Raw genomic sequence first — 22,403 nt, forward strand, 5'->3', positions numbered from 1 at the left:
AAAAACTGTGGTAAATGTATAAAAAAAATATAAAAACGTTGCAATAGATGTGAAAAATGCACAAAAAATACACGAAAAATTAGCTAAAAGGCTGAAAAGACCGAAAATGGTCAGAATACCATTGAAAACGTTTCCGAAAAGTGCTAATATCAAGCCATGGGAAACGTTTCCAAAACGAAGTTAAATGAAAAACTTTGAGAAGGAAACAACGGAGACCTTTAGTTATTTTTTTATTTGAAAAGGAGAAAGAAATATGCGTAGAAAATTATTTAGCGTAGCATTATGCGCAACAATGGTAGCAGGTTTATTTGCAGGATGTGGAAACAGTTCAAGCAGTGATAAGTCAAGTGCTAAAGGATCAGTTTACTGGTTAAACTTCAAACCTGAAGCGGATGAAGCTTTACAGGATATAGCTAAGACTTATGAAAAAGAAAAAGGAGTTAAAGTAAAAGTAGTTACAGCAGCTTCAGGAAATTACAATTCAACATTGACATCTGAAATGGGAAAATCAGCAGCCCCAACATTATTCGTAGTTGGAAATCAGGCAGCAGTAAAGACATGGGATGATTATTGCTTAGATCTTAAGGATACAGATGTTTATAATGAATTGAATACAGATGCATTCAACTTAACAGATGCAGATGGAAAGGTTTGCTCAATTGGTTACTGTTATGAAAGTTATGGAATTATCGTAAACAAGAAGTTGCTTAAGGAAGCAGGTTATGAAGTAACAGATATTAAAGATTTTGCTTCATTAAAATCAGTTGCAGAAGATATTCATAAGAGAGCTGATAAACTTGGATTTGATGCATTTACATCATCAGGCATGGATGATTCATCATCATGGAGATTTACAGGACATTTAGCAAATATGCCTTTATTCTATGAAGGAAGAGATGAAGGATGGACAGAAGCTCCTTCAGAAATTAAAGGAACATACTTAGACAATTACAAAAAAGTATGGGATTTATATATTAACAATAGTAAATATGACAAGAATTCTTTAGCAACAGGTGGATATGATGCTGAAGCAGAATTCAAGAATGGAGAAGCAGTATTCTTCCAGAATGGTACATGGGAATATGATAAGTTGAAAAAGTCAATTTCAGATGATGATATGCAGATGATTCCAATTTACTGTGGAGTTGAAGGAGAAGAAAAAGCTGGTCTTTGCTCAGGAACAGAAAACTGTTGGGCAGTTAATGCAAAAGCTTCAGAAAAAGATCAGAAGGCAACACTTGAATTTATGAAATGGTTAGTAACATCAGAAGAAGGAACAAAAGTTATGGCAGAACAGTTCGGTGCTATTCCTTACAAGAAAGCAGCAGACAGTGGTAACGTATTCTTAAAGAATGCAAATGATTTACTTGAAGCAGGAAATTACAACGTAGACTGGACATTTAACTACACACCAAATGTAGATGAATGGAGAGCAAGTCTTGTAGCAGCAATGAACAAATATGATGCAGGCGGATCATGGGATGATGTTAAGACAGCATTCGTTCAGGGCTGGGCTACTCAGTACAAAGCAGCTAACAAGTAATAAGGTTTTAGATTGATAAGTATAAAATCATAATTAAATTATTAACACATTGTGGGGCAGGCAGTGTCTGCCCCTTTATTAAAAAATAGAAAAATATTGAAAATTCTATTTTGAATAAGAATTAGGAGGAGATTGAAGTGAAAGGAAAAAAGAAAAAACATAATGGTGGAACATCTGTAAATTCTAAACTTCTTCGCAAACCTATTCAAAGATGCTTTCTTCTATTTTTAGCACCTACATTTTTAGCATTTTGCATTGGATTTATATATCCTTTCTTGAGAGGTATTTATTTATCATTTTGTGAATTTGTTACAATAGGTGATGCTTCTTTTGTAGGTTTTAGAAATTATATGGATGCATTTAATGATGCGTCATTTATACATGCATTTTGGTATACAGCTTTGTATGCAATAGTATCCCTATTTATAATAAATGTCTTAGCTTTCTTAATAGCATATTTATTAACATTGGGGATTAAGGGAGCAAACTTATTCAGAACAGCATTTTTTATGCCTAACCTTATAGGTGGTATTGTTCTTGGTTATATTTGGAGTATGATTTTTAATGGCGTTTTAGGAAAAATTAATACTTCAATTCTTATGGAAACAAGATATGGCTTTTGGGGATTAATTATTCTTATGTGCTGGCAACAGGTAGGATATATGATGATTATATATATTGCAGGTTTGCAGGCAGTTCCGGGAGAATTAATTGAAGCAGCAAAAATTGATGGAGCAACCAAATGGCAGACATTGACAAGAGTTACAATCCCAAATATTATGCCATCAATTACAATTTGTTTATTCTTAACAATAACAAATGGATTTAAACTTTTTGATCAGAACTTAGCTTTAACAAACGGACAGCCGTTTGAACAGTTAAAGGATGGTTCAGTTATAAAGACAACAGAAATGTTGGCACTTAACATTTACAACACATTTTACGGACAGTCTCTTACAGGTAAGGGAGTTGCCCAGGCGAAAGCCGTTATATTCTTTATCTTAGTTGCAGGTATATCAATTATCCAGCTTAAGGCAACAAGATCTAAGGAGGTGCAGCAGTAATGAACAATGGGAAAACAGTGAATTCAACAATTAAAGATTCTACAGTGAAAGCTACACCGAAAAAGAAAAAAATGAAAGAGACAAGTGAAATTCCATTAAAACATGGAAAACTGTTGACTGCAATAATGACAATTGTAACTTTAGTTTATGTTAGTCCTATATTTATTGTGTTAATGAACTCTTTCAAAGCTAACACCTTTGTAAAAACAGACACATTTGCATGGCCTACTGGTGAGGCGTTAGTAGGTTGGGCAAACTATATCAAAGGTTTTACATTTGGAAATTATCCGTTTTTTAAATCGGTATTATATAGTTTTGTGATTACAGTAATATCAACTGCATTGATTTTAATTTGTACATCAATGGCAGCATGGTATATCGCAAGAGTTGATAGCATAGTCTGCAAAATAATTTATTATTTATTTGTATTTTCAATGGTAGTGCCATTTCAGATGGTAATGTTCACATTGTCAAATACAGCAGATTCATTAGGACTTAACACACCTTGGTCAATTCCAATTATATATTTGGGATTTGGAGCAGGAATGGCAGTATTTATGTTTACAGGATTTATAAAAGGTTTACCGCTTGAAATTGAAGAAGCAGCAGCAATTGATGGATGTGGACCAATAAGAACATTTTTTATTGTCATTATCCCAATGTTAAAGCCAACGCTTATATCAGTTGGAATTCTTGAAATAATGTGGATTTGGAATGACTACTTACTTCCATATTTAGTTCTTGACTTAGATAAATATAGAACAATTCCTATTCATATCCAGTACTTACAGGGAAGTTATGGTTCAGTTGATTTAGGAGCTATAATGGCACTTATTATATTAAGTATTATACCTGTTATTATATTCTATCTGACATGTCAGAAACATATTATAAAAGGTGTGGCTGCAGGAGCAGTAAAAGGTTAAATGATATTTAAGGAGGAACTATGAGGGCTAGTGGAATTTTATTACCGATTTCCAGTTTGCCGGGAAAATATGGTATTGGAAGTTTTTCAAAAGAAGCATATAGGTTTGTAGATTTTTTGAAAAATGCCCATCAGAAATATTGGCAAATATTGCCTATAGGTCCAACCAGTTATGGAGATTCACCTTATCAGTCATTTTCTACTTATGCAGGAAATCCTTATTTTATCAGTTTAGAGGAATTGATTGAAGAAGGACTGTTAACTGAGGAAGAATGTGATAAGGTGGACTTTGGTAACAGAATAGACAAAGTTAACTATGAAAAATTGTATAACGGTAGATTTAAGCTTTTAAAGAAGGCTTATAAAAAGAGCAATATAAGTGAAAAAGAAGATTTTGACAAATTTAAAAGCGAGAATTGTTATTGGTTAAATGATTATGCAATGTTTATGTCCATAAAAGACAGATTTAATGGTCAAAGCTTTGATAAATGGGCTGAAGATATAAAACTCAGATGGGAATATTCAATGGAATATTATCAGAATGAATTAAAGGATGAAATTGAATTTTATAAATTCATTCAATATGAGTTTTACAGGCAATGGTATAAATTAAAAAAGTATGCTAACGAAAATGGCATAAAGATTATTGGAGATATTCCAATATATGTGGCTTATGACAGTGCTGATGTATGGGCACATCCTGAATTATTTCAAATGGATGAAAATGGAAAACCGGTTGCAGTTGCAGGATGTCCTCCTGATGGATTTTCAGCAACAGGACAATTATGGGGAAATCCATTATACAGATGGGATTATCATAAGCAAACAAATTATGATTGGTGGATAAAGCGTATAGAAAGAAGTGTCAAACTATACGATGTTGTAAGGATTGATCATTTTAGAGGGTTTGATGAGTATTATTCAATTCCCGCTGAGGATGAAGATGCAACAAACGGACATTGGGAAAAGGGACCTGGGATTGACTTATTTAATGCAATTAAATATTGTCTTGGTGATGTAAATATAATAGCAGAAGATTTAGGATACATAACTGATACAGTAAGACAGTTGGTTAAAGACTCAGGTTTTCCAAATATGAAAGTTTTAGAATTTGCTTTTGATAGCAGAGATTCATCAGGACCTAAGGATTATTTACCGTATAATTATGATAAAAATTGTGTGGTTTATACAGGAACTCACGATAATGAAACCTTAAAAGGATGGCTAGACAGCATTGAATCAGAAGAGATAGAAATGATTCAGAAATATATGGGAAGAACGGTAGAGAACAAAACAAAACTTGTGGATGAAATAATAAGAATGGCACAGGCATCTACTGCTAATACATGTATTATTCCTATGCAGGATTATCTGCATTTAGATAACAAAGCAAGAATGAATACTCCGTCTACGTTAGGAAATAATTGGATGTGGCGCATGAAATCTACTCAGATTACTAAAAAGTTAACAAATGCAATTAAAGAATTAACAGTTCTTTATGGCAGAGATTAACATAGCATATAAAAGCTACGATGGATATATTCTTTTCGTAGCTTTTTGCATAAACAGAATGTTTGTGATAAAATACTAAACCGTGAAAAATTTAGTAAATGTAGAATGAAAGGGGAAAGACATGGCAAATTTAACTATTAAAGACATAGCAAAAATATGTGGAGTTGGAATTAGCACTGTCTCTCGAGCAATTAATGATGACCCAGGTATTAATCAGGAAACCAGGAAGAGAATTTTAAAAGTTATAAAAGAATGTAATTATGTTCCTAACAATAGTGCGAGAAATTTAAAAATGACAGACTCAAATACAATAGCATTACTTATAAAGGGAATTGATAACCAGTTCTTTCAGGGAATGTTAAAAATATTTGAAGAAGAATTGAAAAAATTAGAATATACATTTCTGTTACATGCAGTAGGTGAAGATCAGGATGATGTTAGTGTTGCAGCTCAGTTAGCAAAGGAAAAAAGATTAAAGGGACTTATTTTTCTTGGAGGTCAAATGGATTATTTGGATACAAGATTAGAGGAAATAGGTGTTCCATATGTATTATGCACTGTAGCAGTAAATATGATGGCACCAAAGAGAAACTGCTCGTCAGTATCTATAGACGATGAGAAAGAAAGTTATAGGGCGGTTGATTATTTGTGCAAAAAAGGGCACAGAAAAATAGCAATGATTTCAGGAAAAAATAATGACCAGGCTGTAGGTGGACTTAGATTAAGAGGCTATATGAGAGCATTAAAAGATAATGGCATAGACATAAATGATAACTTAATCAGATACATGAAAGATGATATTCCTGAATATACAGTAGCAAATGGATATGAAGTAACAAAAGAATTGTTAAAGTCAAAAGAAGAATTTACTGCATTATATGCAATATCAGATTTAACAGCTTTTGGAGCATACAAGGCAATATCTGAAGAGGGTAAATCAATACCTGATGATTACTCTGTTTTAGGGTTTGATGGAATTGAAATGTCAAAGTATTTTCAACCGTCATTATCAACAATGAAACAGCCTTGTGAACAAATGGTAAAATCATCAATAGATTTATTAATGGAACAGATAAATGGAAATAACGAAAAGAAACAATTAATCTTTGAAGCAGAATTGCTTGAGAGAGATTCTGTAAAAGAAATTTAAGGAGAACTATAGGTGTTTGGAATTGATGGCAAATTTTATGAAATAGTTTCAGCAATAGCTGATTTGGTAATTTTGAATTTATTGTTTGTACTTTGTTCGTTGCCAATATTTACTATTGGAGCATCGACGACGGCACTTTTTGGTGTTACTAAGAAGATGGCAGATAATAGAGAAGGATACATAGTAAGAACTTATTTTAAGTTATTTAAAGAAAATTTTAAACAGTCAACTGCAATGTGGCTGATTTTATTGATGTTGTCAATAATTCCTACACTTGATTTATACATAGTGAATAGTTTAAAGGAAGGGATAGTAGTTACAGCATTGAAAGGACTGCTTCTTGGATTTGCGCTTGCAATACTGTTTGTGTTTCTTTACGCAATGGCATTGCAAAGTACTTTTGAAAATACAATTAAAACTACTTTGAAAAATGCATTGCTTATGGGTATCGGGCATTTTCCATGGACTTTATTGATACTTTGTATAACGTTACTTCCGGTTATTTTAATTATATTTTTAGGTAAAGATGCCGTAAGTATTATTTATATTATGCTATTTGCCGGATTTGCTTTGTTGGCGTATTTAAACTCATATATTTTAAATTTTATTTTCAAAAAATATATGTAAACAAATATTTAATACTTAAGTCGAGGATGATTATAAATGTTCGACTAAAAAATGTAAAGTTAATGTTTTGGTGTTAACATTATATATGATAAAGAAAAAAATCTGTCACTGATAGAAATATCATCAGGGGCGGATTTTTTTTGCAATTATTTGGGAGAGAAGAATAGAAAGCAAAAATAAATTCTTGTTAAAGTCAAAAATTACTTGAAATTATCACTGAGTTAGTATAGTATGATTATAGTTAGAAATAACTAACTTCAACAAATAAATCATTTGGACTCTTTTAGAAATACTAACCGAAAGGATAGCTACCTTTCGGTATAGAGTCCTAGTCAACAGAAAGGAGATGCGGATAGTGAATTATTTGCAGATTGAAAAAATAATTGGAAGAGAAATATTGGATTCAAGAGGAAATCCAACAGTAGAAGCAGAAGTATATTTAGCAGATGGTACAATTGGAAGAGGAACGGCACCAAGTGGAGCATCAACAGGTGAGTTTGAAGCATTAGAACTTAGAGATGGTGATAAAAATAGATATTTAGGAAAAGGTGTACAGAAAGCCGTAGAAAATATTAATACAATTATAAATGATACAATTACAGGAATGGATGCATCAAATATTTATGCTGTAGATAAGGCTATGATTGATGCAGACGGTACAAAAGGAAAAACAAAATTAGGGGCAAATGCTATTCTTGCAGTATCGATTGCAACAGCAAGGGCAGCTTCAATTGCCTTAGATATTCCTCTTTATAGATTCTTAGGCGGAATTTCAGGAAACAGATTACCTGTACCTATGATGAATATTGTAAATGGTGGATGCCATGCTTTATCATCGGGATTAGATGTACAGGAATTTATGATTATGCCTGTTGGAGCACCATCATTTAAGGAATGTTTAAGATGGTGTTCTGAAGTTTTCCACGCTTTAGCAGGAATTTTAAAAGAAAAAGGATTAGCAACATCAGTTGGTGATGAAGGCGGATTTGCACCTGCACTTAAATCTGATGAAGAAGCTATTGAAACTATCCTTGAAGCTGTAAAGAAAGCAGGATATGAACCTGGTAAAGATTTCAAGATTGCAATGGATGCGGCATCATCAGAATGGAAGAGCGAAAAAGGAAAAGGATATTATAAACTTCCAAAGGCAGGAACAGAATACACTGCAGAAGAACTTATTGAACATTGGGCTAAGTTATGTGAAAAATATCCTATCATTTCAATTGAAGACGGTCTTGATGAAGAAGACTGGGAAGGTTGGAAGAAGCTTACAGACAGACTTGGTGACAAAGTTCAGTTAGTAGGTGATGACTTATTTGTTACTAATACTGAAAGACTTGCAAAAGGTATTGAGATGGGAGCTGGTAATGCAATCCTTATCAAATTAAATCAGATTGGTTCGGTTTCAGAAACATTAGAAGCAATTAAGATGGCTCATAAAGCAGGCTACACAGCTATTTCATCACATCGTTCAGGTGAAACAGCAGACACTACAATTGCTGACCTTGCAGTTGCACTTAATACATGTCAGATTAAGACAGGTGCTCCTAGCAGAAGTGAACGTGTTGCTAAATATAATCAGCTTTTAAGAATCGAAGAAGAACTTGGTGCAAGTGCTGTATATCCCGGAGATGGTGCATTTAATGTAAAATAATTAATCATTAAACATATTGTATGATGTCAGATGTGAAAGGTCTGAGCCTATATGAGCATTAAAGTCGGGGCTTTTACCTTAGACATAATTGTATAGCTTTATTGTATTAAAAATATATGAATATTTTATACAATGAATATTAGGAATCCTTTTTAGGCATGGAAGATGCCTGAAAGGGATTTTTTTAATATAGAAAATTTCTTAGAAATCCTATTATGTAAAAAAATTTTTATTAAAAAGTGACAAAATAAATGCTCCTTTCAAATTACACAACAAAATAGGAATATAAAGTTAGGTCTTTGATTTAAAACCAAACAAAAGTGAATACTACCAAACAAAATATACTCTAGTGGATTTTGTCATAAAAAAGTAAAATTGGAAATAAATGTAAATTCCTAATGGCTGATAGGAGGTATTAGTGACGAATATACAGACTGAAAGCAAAAAAAGATTAAGAATTGTAAGAGAATGGCTACAAATGTCACAGGCAGAGTTGGCAAAAGAGTTACATATGAATACGGAAGCTTATAGAAGAATAGAGGTTGGAAAGGTAAACATTCCGATTGAAATACTATATGAATTAGAAAATAAATTTGATATTTCAGCAAGTTTTATTATATGTGGAAATGTACAAAGTGATATGGATAAATGTTTGGATGTAGATGTATTACTTAGAAATGAATTGGAAGGTTTTGAACAGAGAATAAAGAAATATCAGGCTGAAGAAGGTTTTGAACAGAGAATAAAAAAATATAAGAATAAAATATGTGATAATTAAAATAAGGATAGTACGAAAAAGTTAATATATTTAGCAAAATATTTTAAATGTGTTTATGTGGAGAAGGTTTTGCTTAGTTATAAATTATAGGGAATAATTTATAAAATACGAAAGAAGAAATATATATAACACAATGTCATTATTCGTAGAATGAATATGATGTTGTGTTTTTATGTATAGGAGAAATGAATGAAAAAGATTTTAATTTGGGTAAGTGATGAAAGCCTGAAAAAAGTAAGTATGGTGGTAAATGAAGTAAATAGTGATATTTGTATATTATCAGTTAAAACGCAAAAAGAGGCAAATTCAGTTATAATTAATAATGATGTTGATTTGTTTATTATTGAAATAAATTCAAATAACGATAGTTTTGAATTTGCGAAAGATGTAAGAAAACAGAGGGCGTATAGATTTATTCCGGTTGTTATTATGGCTGATAATGAGAAACTTATTTTTCAAGCATATGAAATTGTCAGATGCTATGCTTTTATGAGAAAACCATATGACATGGAAGGACTAAAAGAAATATTGAAGAAACTAAATAATTATAAATTTGTAAAAAGAAAGAGTGACAAAGTTAAATTTAAGCACAATGGTGTTATTTATTTTTTTAATAAATCCGAAATAAAATATATAGAAAACAGCAACAGACAGGTTAAGATATATAGTAATGATACGGTTACAAACATAGGGTATAAAACATGTGACAGTATTATAGAGCGATTAGGTTGTAAAGATTTTGTACGGTGTAGCAGAAATGGTATAGTAAATGCAGCTCATATAGTAAATATTAGTGATGAAGGAATAATTGAAATCAAGGAATTTGATAAAAAGATAGAAATTGGAAGTAGTATTAAAAAGCAATTTATACAGGATATCAATGAATTAAATATTTTATTTAACTTAGATATATATAAAGTTATCAGGTAAGTTAAATTACATATAAAATAATAAAGATGGGTCGGGAAAATCATAGAAAAAACGAAATGACATAAAAAGTTATAAAAAAAGTGCTTGATTTTATCGCTTTACCTTACTAAAATAAATATGATAGTGTCACAAAAGATAAGATTAAGGGTGACAACTGGAGAGTTCTGATAGCTGAGGTAAACAGTTATACAGACGCCGAAGGTGTAAGGTGATATTTAAACTTTTAGAAGCATCACTAATCTCTCAGGCAAAAGGACAGGAGGAATATTATGAGCAATTTTACGGATTTTTTAGTTAAGGTAGATGATTTAGTTTGGGGAATCCCACTTATTGTGTTGATTCTTGCAGCAGGCATCTACCTTACTTTTCGGTTAAGACTATTACAGATAGTGCATTTGCCTAAGGCACTTAAGTATATGTTTAAGAACGAAGAAGAAGGACACGGGGAAGTTAGTAGTTTTGGAGCACTATGTACAGCATTATCAGCAACAATTGGTACAGGTAACATTGTAGGTGTAGCAACAGCTATTGGATGTACAGCACTTGGTACTGCAGTAGGTGGACCGGGGGCGTTATTTTGGATGTGGGTAGCTGCTTTCTTTGGAATGGCAACAAAATATTCAGAGGGATTTTTAGCAGTACGCTATAGAACGATTGATGAAGAAGGTCATGTACTTGGTGGACCATTCTATTACATAGAAAATGGTATGGGACATAAATGGAAATGGCTTGCGAAGATATTTGCATTCTTTGGAGCATGTGTAGGTTTATTTGGTATCGGAACATTTACACAGGTTAACGGAATTGCATCAGCGGTCCAGTCATTCTTTGACCCTAATAAAGAAGATACAGTTAGTATTTTAGGAAATGATTATTCAATTGCTATTGTAATCACAGCTTTTGTTTTAGCTATCTGTGTAGGATTAGTTGTAATTGGTGGTATTAAGAGAATTGCTAATGTATCACAGGTAATTGTACCATTTATGGCTGTTTTATATATTGTTGCAGTATTAGTTTTAATCGTAACTAATATTACAAAATTACCTGGAGCAATAGTGACAATAGTTGAATATGCATTTGGTGCAAAAGCAGTAGCAGGTGGTGTATTTGCATCTATAGCAATTTCAATGCAAAAAGGTATAGCAAGAGGTATTTTCTCAAATGAAGCAGGTCTTGGTTCAGCACCTATAGCAGCAGCTGCAGCAAAGACAAAAGATCCTGTTCGTCAGGGACTTGTAACAATGACAGGTACTTTCATAGATACAATTATTGTTTGTACATTAACAGGTCTTTCAATTGTAATGATGGGTGCATACAAAGTTGTTGGACTTGAAGGCGTTCAGGTTACGACATATGCTTTCCAGAAAGGATTAAGTTTTCTCCCGGCAGAAGTTTCAGCATTCATATTAATGGTATGTTTAGTATTCTTTGCATTCACAACTATTCTTGGATGGGATTACTATGGTGAAAGATGTTTGGAATATTTATCAAATAAAAGTAAAACTGCTGTAAAGGTTTATAGATGGTTATACATTTTAGCAGTATTTATCGGACCATATATGACTGTTAAGGCAGTATGGACAATTGCAGATATATTTAATGGACTTATGGCCATTCCAAATATTATTGCATTGTTTGTATTAAGTGGTATAGTTGCAAAAGAAACAAAAGATTATTTTGATGAAAAAAAGAAACAGAATAATAAATAGAGTATCTTAATAAATATTTTAGGAAGATATAAAACAATAAAAATAAGAAGGCAGTCTGAATGCTGATTATATGTACGAGAAATTTCGGATACATATAATAATGATTCAGACTGCCTTTTAAGTATATGCATTTTGACGCAAGATATAAGTATATTCAGATTAGTTTACAAATATAATTTAAGTTATGTTCTTAACCTATTTATTTAAATGAAAGAACACGGGGAAGTCAAACAAAAACATAGTTTGTTTAAAATGATTTCTGCATTATAATTAAGAAATTATTTGAGTAGAAAAATAATAAGAAAATCTTTTGTAAATATGGATGTTTTACAACAAAGGTATAATTGAATTTTTTTAGTAACTATGGTATTCTAGTTACAGATTTTGTATTAGTGCGCCCATTTTGTGGAATGATACAGATAAACATACGAAATAATAATAGAAAAAAGAGGAATAAACAATGAAGAGAGTGTTACTTAAACTTAGCGGTGAAGCTTTAGCCGGTGATAAGAAAACCGGATTTGATGAGGCAACTTGTGTTGCAGTTGCTAAGCAGGTTAAGCAACTTGTAGATAAGAATATAGAAGTTGGAATAGTTATAGGTGGAGGAAATTTTTGGAGAGGTCGTACAAGTGAAAAGATTGACAGACCTAAGGCAGATGGAATCGGTATGCTTGCCACAATTATGAACTGTATGTATGTGTCAGAAATATTCAGAACAGAAGGAATGGACACAGATGTATTTACACCATTTACATGCGGAACATGGACTAAATTATTTTCAAAGGATGAAGCTGTTAATGGATTAAAGGCAGGTAAGGTTTGTTTCTTCGCCGGAGGAACAGGTCATCCATATTTTTCAACAGATATGACAATGGTTTTAAGAGCCATTGAAATTGAAGCAGATTGTATTTTAGGAGCTAAAGCAATTGACGGTGTGTATGATAGTGATCCTGCTGTTAACCCGGATGCTAAGAAATATGATGAATTACCAATAAGTAAGATTGTAGATGACAGACTTGGAGTAATTGATCTTGCAGCAAGTGTTTTGGCAATGGAAAATAAAATGCCAATGCTTTTATTCGGATTGAATGAAGAAAATAGCATTATTAAGGCAGCAACAGGCGAGAAAATAGGAACAAAAATTACAGTAGAATAATTTATAGAATGAAGGAGTTTTAACATGGAAGAATTAATTATGACATATGAAGATAAGATGGAAAAGTCATTAGACAATTTATATAGTGAATACACATCTATTAGAGCAGGACGTGCGAATCCACATATTTTAGATAAGATTACAGTTGATTATTATGGTACACCAACACCACTTCAGCAGGTTGGTAATATTTCTGTACCTGAAGCAAGAATGATTGTAATTCAGCCTTGGGAAGCATCAATTTTGAAAGATATTGAAAAGGCACTTTTAATGTCTGATTTAGGATTAACACCAACTAATGATGGTAAGATGATTAGACTTGTTTTCCCTGAATTAACAGAAGAAAGAAGAAAAGAACTTGTAAAGGATGTTAAGAAAAAAGGTGAAAATGCAAAAGTTGCAGTTAGAAATATTAGAAGAGATGCAATGGATGCAATTAAGAAAAAAGGAAAAGAAGATGGAATTTCAGAAGATGAAATTAAGGAATATCAGGATGATGTTCAGAAATCTACAGATAAATATGTTGCAAAGATTGATGCAGCAGTAGAAGAAAAATCAAAGGAAATATTAACAGTATAATAGAAATGTTAATAAATCCTTAGCAAAAACAATTTCGTATTAATAAGTGGCTTTTGCAAAGAATAAAAATTGATTCTGTGCAAAAGCCATTTTAGAATGTATACAGAAACCGGAGGAAGTATGGCAGAGAGTATAGATTTAACAGGAATGAATATACCTAATCATATTGCCATTATTATGGATGGCAATGGAAGATGGGCAAAAAAGAGATTTTTACCTAGAAATGCAGGACATGTGGCAGGAGCAAAGACGGTAGAAAAAATAATAGAAGACGCATATGATTTAGGTGTTAAGTATTTGACTGTATATGCATTTTCAACAGAAAACTGGAACAGACCTGATGATGAAGTTGCAGCTTTAATGAAACTTCTCAAAAATTATTTAAAAGACTGTATTAAAAGAGCAAACAGCAACAATATGAGAGTAAGAGTTATAGGTGAAAGAAGCAGATTAGAACCTGAGATTGTTGAAAAAATAGAAGAATTAGAAGAGTGTTCAAAAAATAATACAGGTATTACATTTATCATTGCACTTAATTATGGAGCAAGAGATGAAATTGTAAGAGGAATCAGAAAAATATCTAGAGAATGTGCTGAAGGCAAAATTGCTCCGGAAGATATTACAGAAGATATGTTTAACGGTTTTTTAGATACTCACGATATTCCTGACCCTGATTTATTAATCAGAACAAGTGGAGAGTTAAGATTGTCAAATTATCTTTTATGGCAGCTTGCATATACAGAATTTTATTTTACAGATGTTTTATGGCCTGATTTTAATAAAGAGGAATTAAAAAAAGCTATAGCTAAGTATAATGAAAGAGACAGAAGATTTGGAAAAGTTGAGGAGAACTAAAGATGGTAATCAGTAAATTTATGAATAAATCTTTTTATGAAAGACTTTTTAGCGGAATAATTTTGGTGATAATTGCACTTATAACCATTATTTTAGGAAATGATGTTTTACTTGTTACAGTTGGAATTGTTTCCTTAATTGGTTTATATGAAATGAACAGAGTGTTTGGTATTGAAAAATATGCTACCGGAATATTATCATATATTGCAGTAATTATTTATTATGCAATGCTTCGTTTTGATATGATGACATATGTTCCATTTTTAATAGTTGCATTACTTATTGCATGCATGGCTATTTATGTTTTTGAATTTCCAAAATGCAAGACTGAACAGGTAATGGCAGCAATTTTTGGAACAATATATGTAGCAGTTATGTTGTCTTTTGTTTATTTAGTAAGAATGGGTAATAATGGCGCATATAATGTATGGTTAATATTCTTATGCTCATGGGGAAGTGATACATGTGCATATGTATTTGGTGTTGCATTTGGAAAACATAAAATGGCACCGGTGCTAAGCCCGAAGAAATCTATAGAAGGTGCTATAGGTGGAATACTTGGAGCAGCTGTATTAGGATTTGTTTATGCAACAGTATTTCAGAATAATATAGAAATGAGATATTTAGACCCTAGAATAGCATATCCAATCGTATGTGCAGCAGGAAGTCTTATTGCAATGACAGGAGATTTAGCTGCATCAGCAATAAAGAGAAATCATGATATTAAGGACTATGGTACACTTATACCGGGACATGGTGGCATAATGGATAGGTTTGACAGCGTAATATTTGTTGCACCTATAGTATGGCTCTTAATAAATTTCTTCTAAAATTTTAATATGAAAAAACTTAAATGTTAACAATTACAACATATACATTAGATAAAATATCATTTATGATAATTTTATGGTGCAGGTAAAATAAAAATAATTGTAGAATAGGTGGGAATGACAGTATGTCAAATATTATCAGTATTATAATAGCATTAATAATTTTCAGCGTATTAGTATTAATACATGAATTTGGACATTTTATTGTAGCAAAGAAAAATGGAATAGTAGTAAATGAATTCTCTATTGGAATGGGACCAAGAATTTGTAGTTTTGAAAAAGGTGGAACAAAGTATTCAATTAAATGTCTTCCATTTGGTGGCTCATGTGCCATGTTAGGAGAAGATGAAGATACAGTTGTAGAAGGTTCATTTAATTCAAAGTCGGTGTGGGCAAGAATGGCAGTAGTTTTTGCAGGACCTTTCTTTAACTTTATTCTTGCATTTGTTTTATCAGTCATTGTTATAGCAGCAATTGGAACAGATAAATCTTATGTAACGGCAGTGGATAAGTCATCACCTGCTTATGAAGCAGGGCTTAGAAAAGGAGATATAATTACTAAATATAATGGTACAGGAGTAAGTATCGGTAGAGAATTGTATTTAGAAGATTTTGTTAATCCTTTAGGTTCGGATAATGTAAAACTTACATTCATAAGAGATGGAAAAAAACAGAAAATTTCTTATAAGCCGGAAGAAGTAAAGAAATATATGGTTGGTATGTCATATAATTCCGGTGATACAGAGGCGACTATAGGAAATGTAACAGCCGGCAGTGCAATGGATGAAGCAGGAGCTCAGCCGGGAGATGTAGTGGTTGCTGTTGATGGAACAGAAATTAAATCAGGTGATGAGTTACAGAAATATATTGAAGAAAATCCATTTGGTGATAATACAGTTACGATAACGGTTAATAGAAATGGAAAGACTAAGGAACTTAAGATGACACCTCAGTATCAGACGGTTTATTCAAAAGGTTTTGAGTACAATCTTGCAAGAAAGAGAATGTCATTTGGAAGAACTTTAAAATATAGTTTTGTAGAAGTAAAATACCAGATTAATACAGTATTAAAGAGTTTAAAGATGCTTGTTACCGGAAAGGTTTCAGCAAATGAAGTATCAGGACCGGTGGGAATTGTAAGTGCAATTGGTGATACTTATAAAGCAAGTAAATCAGAAGGTGCATACAGGGCACTTTTAAGTCTCATCAATATGGCTATAATGTTGAGTGCAAACTTAGGTGTGATGAATCTTTTACCTTTGCCGGCATTAGATGGTGGAAGACTTGTATTTTGCATTATTGAAGTTATTAAGGGAAAACCTGTATCAAGAGATAAGGAAGGAATGGTACATTTCATTGGATTTGCATTATTGATGGTATTAATGCTATTCTTAATCTTTAATGATGTAAGAAAATTATTGTAATTAACGGTAAGTAATGTGAATAAATTTGTATAATGCATCTTATTTGAAATAAAAATTAGGAGTCTGAATATGTATAGAGATTGTACAAAAGTGATAAAAATAGGTGATAAGGTAATTGGAGGAGGAAATCCAATCCTTATTCAGTCAATGACGAATACTAAAACAGAAGATGTAGAGGCAACTGTAAAGCAGATAAAGGAGTTAACTGTTGCAGGATGCGATATTATAAGATGTGCAGTTCCAACAATGGAGGCTGCTAAGGCTTTGAAGAAAATAAAAAAACAAATATCCATTCCATTAGTTGCAGATATTCATTTTGATTATAGACTTGCAATAGCAGCAATGGAAAATGGTGCAGATAAGATAAGAATTAATCCGGGAAACATCGGCAGCTTAGATAGAGTTAAAGCTGTAGTAGATGTGGCTAAGGAAAGAAATATCCCTATCCGTGTCGGTGTTAACAGCGGCTCATTAGAAAAACATATATTAGAAAAATATGGAAGAGTGACAGCAGAAGGAATTGTGGAGAGTGCACTTGATAAAGTTAAAATAATAGAAGATTTAGGCTATGATAATCTTGTTATAAGCATTAAATCATCAGATGTTTTAATGTGTGTAAAAGCTCATGAACTGATTGCTGATAAAACTAAATATCCATTACATGTTGGTATAACTGAATCAGGAACAGTTACATCAGGAAACATTAAGTCTGCAATTGGATTAGGACTTATTTTGAGTCAGGGAATAGGAGATACTATAAGAGTTTCTCTTACAGGAGATCCTGTTGAAGAGATAAGAAGTGCTAATTTAATTTTAAAGACTTTAGGATTAAAGCAGGGAGGAATTTCTGTAGTTTCATGCCCTACTTGTGGAAGAACACAGATTGACTTAATAGGACTTGCAACAAAAGTAGAAAAATTAGTGGAAAAATACCAGAATCTTGATATTAAAGTAGCTGTTATGGGATGTGTTGTAAACGGACCGGGAGAAGCTAAAGAAGCAGATTTGGGAATAGCAGGCGGAAATGGTGTCGGTATCCTTATGAAAAAAGGTGAAATAATTAAAAAGGTTCCTGAAGAAGAATTACTTAAAGCATTAGAATACGAATTGAAAAATTGGAGTGAGTAATATATGGAAAGAAAAACTTTTTTTGAAGTATTTCCAGATGTAAAACTTAATAGTGAATTAACAGAAATATTTGAACAGGTTGAAGTTACAAGAATTACTGCTAACAGAGACAGAACAAAATTGCGTATTTATATAGAAAGCAGCAGGCTTATTAATAAGCCTGCTATTTTATCTGTAGAAAATGAATTATGCAGACAATTAAAGATGGGAAAGAAAATATCCGTTCAGATAATGGAGCATTACAGTTTATCACAACAATATACTCCAAAAAATTTATTTGACATATATAAGGATAGTATTTATACAGAACTTTCCCAAAAAAGTGCGCTGATAGCGACAATGTATAAAAAGGCACAATTTCAGTTCTTGTCCGATTCAGCTTTAGAGATGGAACTTGAAACGCATCTTATGACAGAGGAACGTATGAATGTCATAAAAAATACAATTGAGAATATTTACAATATTCGTTTTAATATTCCGCTAAAAGTTGTAATTAAGAAAGTTGAAGCACAAAAGGACAAATTTAAAGAACAGAAAGAAAAGAAACTTAGAAATGAAGTTGAAATCTTAATGAGCAGAAATAAGAGCAATAAGCCTGAAAAACAGGAAGAAAAGGCACAGGAAACACCTGAAAGACCTAAGATTGTAAAATCAACCCGCTCGGATAACCCTGATGTCGTATATGGTAGAGATTTCGAATTTGATGAAGAAACTAAAATTGCAGAATTATTTGATGACTCAGGTGAAGTAGTTATTAAGGGACAGATATTTAATATGGATGAAAGAGAAACAAGAAAAGGAAAGATTATTGTTTCTTTATCTGTAACTGATTTTACAGACAGTGTAATGGTTAAATTGTTCTTAGATAATACAGAGGTTTTGGCAGATTTTAAAAGTCGTGTAGGTAAAGGCAAATTTGTAAGAATTAAAGGTAGAGCAGCTTATGATCCATATGATAAGGAAGTAAATGTTGGACACATCTTTGGAATGAAGCTTATATCAAATTTTGTTGAAATAAGACATGACACAGCAGTTGATAAGAGAATTGAATTACACTGCCATACAAAAATGAGCGATATGGACGGTGTAAGTGATGTAAGAAAAATTGTCAGAAGGGCTTATGACTGGGGTCACAAAGCAATTGCAATTACTGACCACGGTGTTGTTCAGGGCTTCCCTGATGCATGGCATGAATATTGCGATATCAAGAGTATGTGTAAAAAGCAGGGAAAAGAATTTGACTTTAAAGTAATATATGGTGTTGAAGCATATCTTGTAGATGATTTGAAGGATATGATAACAAATCCAAGAGGACAAAGCCTTAAAGACAGATATGTAGTATTTGATATCGAAACAACCGGTTTTATTCCATCTCTTGATAAAATAATTGAAATAGGCGCAGTAAAAGTTGAAAATGGTCAGATTGTGGACAGGTTTAGTACTTTTGTAAATCCTAAAGTACCGATTCCTTTTAGAATAGAAAAACTTACAGGTATAAATGATAATATGGTAATCCATGCTCCTGAAATTGAAGAAGTACTTCCAAAGTTCTTAGAATTTTGCGAAGGCGCAATTATGGTTGCACACAATGCAGATTTTGACATGAGCTTTATTTCGGCAAATGCAAAACGGCAGGGATTACCATGTGATTTTACAGTTGTGGATACATTGTTAATGGCAAGATTCCTTATAATAGGACTAGGTCGATATAAACTTGATAATGTTGCAAAGGCATTAGGTGTTTCCTTGGAAAATCATCATAGAGCTGTTGATGATGCTGAATGTACGGCTCACATTTTCTTAAAAATGTGTGATTTGCTTGAAGAAAAAGATATTCATGATTTAGACAAGGCTAACGAAGCCGGAAAAATGTCTGAAAATGCAATGAAGAAAGCGAAAGCCCATCATGCCATTATATTAGTACAAAATAACATAGGAAGAGTAAATTTGTATAGGCTTATATCTATTTCTCATATAGATACATTTGCAAATGGTAAACCAAGAATTCATAAAAGTGACTATTTGAAATATAAAGAAGGATTGATTATTGGTAGTGCCTGTGAAGCAGGAGAATTATATCAGGCAATATTACATGAACATAGTCAGCAGGAAATTATGCGAATAGCTGATTTCTATGATTATTTTGAAGTGCAGCCTCTTGGAAATAACCAGTTTATGGTTAAGACAGGCGACCCTGAAAAGGATGATAAGAGACTTCTCAATTCAAATGAAGATTTAATTAATATAAATAAAAAGATAATTGAACTTGGAAAGAAACTCGGAAAACTTACGGTTGCTACATGTGACGTACATTTCCTTGATCCTGAAGATGAAATGTACAGAAGAATTATTCAGTATGGTAACGGATTTAAAGATGCAGATGAACAGCCACCGCTTTATTTAAGAACAACTGATGAAATGCTTAATGAATTTAGTTATCTTGACAGTGATTTAGCGGAAGAAATTGTTATAACAAATCCGGCAAAGATTAGTGATATGATTGAGGATATTTCACCAATCCATCCGGATAAATGTCCACCGGTGCTTGATAATTCAGAAGAGGAACTTAGAAATTCGTGTCATGCAAGAGCGAAAGAAATATATGGTGACCCTGTACCAAAAGTAGTTCACGACAGACTTGAAAAAGAATTGGATTCTATTATTGGTAACGGCTATGCGGTTATGTATATAATGGCAAGACGTTTGGTTTTAAAATCAAATGAAGACGGATATCTGGTAGGTTCAAGAGGTTCCGTAGGTTCATCATTTGCGGCAACTATGTCAGGAATTACGGAAGTAAATCCACTTAAACCACATTATTACTGTCTTAACTGTCAGTATTCGGAATTTGATTCTGAAGAAATACGTTCATTAAATGGTGGTGTAGGCTGGGATTTGCCGGATAAAAAATGCCCAAGATGTGGGGCACCGCTTCATAAAGATGGAATTGATACACCATTTGAAACTTTCCTTGGATTTAACGGTGACAAGGAACCTGATATTGACTTAAACTTTTCGGGTGAATATCAGGCAAATGCCCACGCATATACAGAAGTTATGTTTGGTAAAGGACATACTTTCAGAGCAGGAACCATTACAGGTGTAGCTGATAAAACAGCATTTGGTTATGTAAAGAATTATTTTGAAGAGCATGATATACATAAGCGTTATGTTGAAATCGACAGAATAGCAAGAGGATGTACCGGTATAAGAAAGAGTACAGGACAGCATCCGGGTGGTATTGTTATTGTCCCAAGAGATAAGGAAATATATGAATTTACACCAATCCAAAAACCTGCAAATGATATGACGACAGATACGCTTACAACTCATTTTGAATATCATGCCATAGATGCTAACCTTCTTAAGCTTGATATTCTTGGACATGATGATCCGACAATGATTAGAAGACTTGAAAAGTTAACAGGAACGAATGCTGTAGAGATTCCGTTTGATGATCCGAAGCTTATGTCTTTATTTGAAAGCCCGGAAGCATTAGGAGTAACATCTGAACAGATAAGAGGATGTCCTATCGGGACGCTGGGTCTTCCTGAAATGGGAACAGATTTTGTTATTCAAATGTATGTTGATGCAAAGCCAAAAACAATAGCCGATTTGATTAGGTGTTCGGGATTGTCACATGGTACGGACGTATGGGTTGGAAATGCTCAGGAGTTAATTGCACAGGGCAAATGTACTATTTCAACAGCAATTTGTACCCGTGATGATATTATGACTTATCTTATTGACAAAGGAATTGACCCGGGTATTAGCTTTAAGATAATGGAAGCTGTAAGAAAAGGTAAGGGACTTACTCCTGAAAATGAGCAGATTATGATTGATAATGGTGTGCCTGATTGGTATATATGGTCATGTAAAAAGATTAAATACATGTTCCCGAAAGCCCATGCAGCAGCTTACGTTATGATGGCTCTTCGAGTTGCATATTATAAAGTTTATTACCCACAGGCATATTATGCAGCTTATTTTGCCATAAGAGCAAAGGCATTTAACTATGAACTAATGTGTCAGGGTAAGGAACGTTGCGAGTATTATCTGGACAATCTTATGCGTAAGAAAGAGAATAATGAAACAAGTAAAAAAGATGAAGATACAATTGGGGATTTAAAAGTAGTACAGGAAATGTATGCAAGAGGATATGAATTTGAACCAATTGACCTTTACAGAGCAAAAGCAAAAGAGTTTCAGGTTATTGATGGAAAGGTAATGCCGTCATTTAGTGCAATAGAAGGAATGGGAGATAAAGCTGCAGAAATGCTTGAAGCGGCAGCAAAAGATGGAAAATTCCTTTCAAAAGATGATTTGAGAGAAAGGGCAAAAGTAAGTAAGACAGTTGTGGAAACAATGTCAGACCTAGGTTTGCTTGATGGAATGCCTGAAGGAAATCAGTTATCTATATTTGATTTGTAAAATATTAAGCATGTAGTTATACAAAAATATTTTTGTATAGCTGCATGTTTTTTTGTGTAAAAATCAATATTTACAGGTTGATAAATAATGAAATAATATGAAAAA

General features: G+C 32.7%; 17 protein-coding genes and 1 riboswitch. All 17 genes read left to right on the plus strand.

Annotated elements, in window-relative coordinates; translation table 11 throughout:
* Positions 1-253: 253 nt before the first annotated feature.
* The 17 genes from DWW96_RS06050 to DWW96_RS06130 all read left to right on the plus strand — a co-directional run bounded on the left by DWW96_RS06050 (position 254) and on the right by DWW96_RS06130 (position 22,298).
* Complete coding sequence (locus tag DWW96_RS06050) at positions 254-1,543, plus strand: ABC transporter substrate-binding protein (protein WP_117909789.1); 1,290 nt, start codon at positions 254-256, stop codon at positions 1,541-1,543.
* Positions 1,544-1,680: 137 nt separating this feature from the next.
* Positions 1,681-2,607: a sugar ABC transporter permease gene (locus DWW96_RS06055; RefSeq protein ID WP_167553901.1), complete on the plus strand. Its 927-nt coding sequence runs from the start codon at positions 1,681-1,683 to the stop codon at positions 2,605-2,607.
* Positions 2,607-3,533 carry a carbohydrate ABC transporter permease gene (locus DWW96_RS06060; protein ID WP_347496333.1) on the plus strand — a complete coding sequence of 309 codons (927 nt, stop codon included), beginning with the start codon at positions 2,607-2,609 and terminating at the stop codon, positions 3,531-3,533. The genes DWW96_RS06055 and DWW96_RS06060 overlap by 1 nt, the downstream gene beginning before the upstream one ends.
* A 20-nt stretch (positions 3,534-3,553) precedes the next feature.
* On the plus strand, positions 3,554-5,044 hold the full coding sequence (gene malQ / locus DWW96_RS06065; RefSeq protein ID WP_117909791.1) for a 4-alpha-glucanotransferase: 1,491 nt from the start codon (positions 3,554-3,556) through the stop codon (positions 5,042-5,044).
* A 121-nt stretch (positions 5,045-5,165) separates the two neighbouring features.
* Positions 5,166-6,194, plus strand: coding sequence for a LacI family DNA-binding transcriptional regulator (locus DWW96_RS06070; protein WP_117909793.1), 1,029 nt, complete (start codon positions 5,166-5,168; stop codon positions 6,192-6,194).
* A 12-nt stretch (positions 6,195-6,206) separates the two neighbouring features.
* Positions 6,207-6,821 carry a YesL family protein gene (locus tag DWW96_RS06075; RefSeq protein ID WP_022087835.1) on the plus strand — a complete coding sequence of 205 codons (615 nt, stop codon included), beginning with the start codon at positions 6,207-6,209 and terminating at the stop codon, positions 6,819-6,821.
* Positions 6,822-7,176: 355 nt separating this feature from the next.
* The gene (gene eno, locus DWW96_RS06080) at positions 7,177-8,475 is read left to right on the plus strand and encodes a phosphopyruvate hydratase (protein ID WP_117909794.1); all 1,299 of its coding nucleotides are present in this window, start codon (positions 7,177-7,179) and stop codon (positions 8,473-8,475) included.
* A 418-nt stretch (positions 8,476-8,893) separates the two neighbouring features.
* Positions 8,894-9,253: a helix-turn-helix transcriptional regulator gene (locus DWW96_RS06085; protein ID WP_117909795.1), complete on the plus strand. Its 360-nt coding sequence runs from the start codon at positions 8,894-8,896 to the stop codon at positions 9,251-9,253.
* 189 nt (positions 9,254-9,442) lie between these two features.
* On the plus strand, positions 9,443-10,183 hold the full coding sequence (locus DWW96_RS06090) for a LytTR family transcriptional regulator DNA-binding domain-containing protein (protein WP_022088460.1): 741 nt from the start codon (positions 9,443-9,445) through the stop codon (positions 10,181-10,183).
* A 144-nt stretch (positions 10,184-10,327) separates the two neighbouring features.
* Positions 10,328-10,452, plus strand: a riboswitch (glycine riboswitch).
* A complete protein-coding gene (locus DWW96_RS06095; RefSeq protein ID WP_022088461.1) occupies positions 10,453-11,892 on the plus strand; it encodes a sodium:alanine symporter family protein in 1,440 nt (479 codons plus the stop codon). It abuts the riboswitch before it with no gap.
* Between the two features lie 460 nt (positions 11,893-12,352).
* Positions 12,353-13,051, plus strand: coding sequence for a UMP kinase (gene pyrH / locus DWW96_RS06100; RefSeq protein WP_022088462.1), 699 nt, complete (start codon positions 12,353-12,355; stop codon positions 13,049-13,051).
* 24 nt (positions 13,052-13,075) lie between these two features.
* Entirely contained in the window at positions 13,076-13,630 is a 555-nt protein-coding gene (gene frr, locus DWW96_RS06105; RefSeq protein ID WP_117909796.1) for a ribosome recycling factor, read from the plus strand.
* Between the two features lie 120 nt (positions 13,631-13,750).
* Positions 13,751-14,485 carry an isoprenyl transferase gene (locus tag DWW96_RS06110; protein ID WP_022088464.1) on the plus strand — a complete coding sequence of 245 codons (735 nt, stop codon included), beginning with the start codon at positions 13,751-13,753 and terminating at the stop codon, positions 14,483-14,485.
* Between the two features lie 2 nt (positions 14,486-14,487).
* Positions 14,488-15,315 carry a phosphatidate cytidylyltransferase gene (locus tag DWW96_RS06115; RefSeq protein ID WP_022088465.1) on the plus strand — a complete coding sequence of 276 codons (828 nt, stop codon included), beginning with the start codon at positions 14,488-14,490 and terminating at the stop codon, positions 15,313-15,315.
* A 125-nt stretch (positions 15,316-15,440) separates the two neighbouring features.
* On the plus strand, positions 15,441-16,739 hold the full coding sequence (gene rseP, locus DWW96_RS06120) for an RIP metalloprotease RseP (protein ID WP_022088466.1): 1,299 nt from the start codon (positions 15,441-15,443) through the stop codon (positions 16,737-16,739).
* Positions 16,740-16,808: 69 nt separating this feature from the next.
* Positions 16,809-17,867, plus strand: coding sequence for a flavodoxin-dependent (E)-4-hydroxy-3-methylbut-2-enyl-diphosphate synthase (ispG, locus tag DWW96_RS06125; protein WP_022088467.1), 1,059 nt, complete (start codon positions 16,809-16,811; stop codon positions 17,865-17,867).
* Positions 17,868-17,870: 3 nt separating this feature from the next.
* On the plus strand, positions 17,871-22,298 hold the full coding sequence (locus tag DWW96_RS06130; RefSeq protein ID WP_117909797.1) for a PolC-type DNA polymerase III: 4,428 nt from the start codon (positions 17,871-17,873) through the stop codon (positions 22,296-22,298).
* Positions 22,299-22,403: the final 105 nt, after the last annotated feature.

The organism is Eubacterium sp. AF17-7 (genome assembly GCF_003461285.1).
GTDB classification, from domain to species: Bacteria; Bacillota; Clostridia; order Lachnospirales; family Lachnospiraceae; genus Eubacterium_U; species Eubacterium_U album.

Excerpts from the sequence above, each read along its gene's own strand:
- DWW96_RS06050 (WP_117909789.1), top strand. The coding sequence starts at position 254 with ATGCGTAGAAAATTATTTAGCGTAGCATTATGCGCAACAATGGTAGCA.
- DWW96_RS06060 (WP_347496333.1), top strand. The coding sequence starts at position 2,607 with ATGAACAATGGGAAAACAGTGAATTCAACAATTAAAGATTCTACAGTG.
- malQ (WP_117909791.1), top strand. The coding sequence starts at position 3,554 with ATGAGGGCTAGTGGAATTTTATTACCGATTTCCAGTTTGCCGGGAAAA.
- DWW96_RS06070 (WP_117909793.1), top strand. The coding sequence starts at position 5,166 with ATGGCAAATTTAACTATTAAAGACATAGCAAAAATATGTGGAGTTGGA.
- DWW96_RS06090 (WP_022088460.1), top strand. The coding sequence starts at position 9,443 with ATGAAAAAGATTTTAATTTGGGTAAGTGATGAAAGCCTGAAAAAAGTA.
- DWW96_RS06095 (WP_022088461.1), top strand. The coding sequence starts at position 10,453 with ATGAGCAATTTTACGGATTTTTTAGTTAAGGTAGATGATTTAGTTTGG.
- pyrH (WP_022088462.1), top strand. The coding sequence starts at position 12,353 with ATGAAGAGAGTGTTACTTAAACTTAGCGGTGAAGCTTTAGCCGGTGAT.
- frr (WP_117909796.1), top strand. The coding sequence starts at position 13,076 with ATGGAAGAATTAATTATGACATATGAAGATAAGATGGAAAAGTCATTA.
- DWW96_RS06110 (WP_022088464.1), top strand. The coding sequence starts at position 13,751 with ATGGCAGAGAGTATAGATTTAACAGGAATGAATATACCTAATCATATT.
- DWW96_RS06115 (WP_022088465.1), top strand. The coding sequence starts at position 14,488 with ATGGTAATCAGTAAATTTATGAATAAATCTTTTTATGAAAGACTTTTT.
- rseP (WP_022088466.1), top strand. The coding sequence starts at position 15,441 with ATGTCAAATATTATCAGTATTATAATAGCATTAATAATTTTCAGCGTA.
- ispG (WP_022088467.1), top strand. The coding sequence starts at position 16,809 with ATGTATAGAGATTGTACAAAAGTGATAAAAATAGGTGATAAGGTAATT.
- DWW96_RS06130 (WP_117909797.1), top strand. The coding sequence starts at position 17,871 with ATGGAAAGAAAAACTTTTTTTGAAGTATTTCCAGATGTAAAACTTAAT.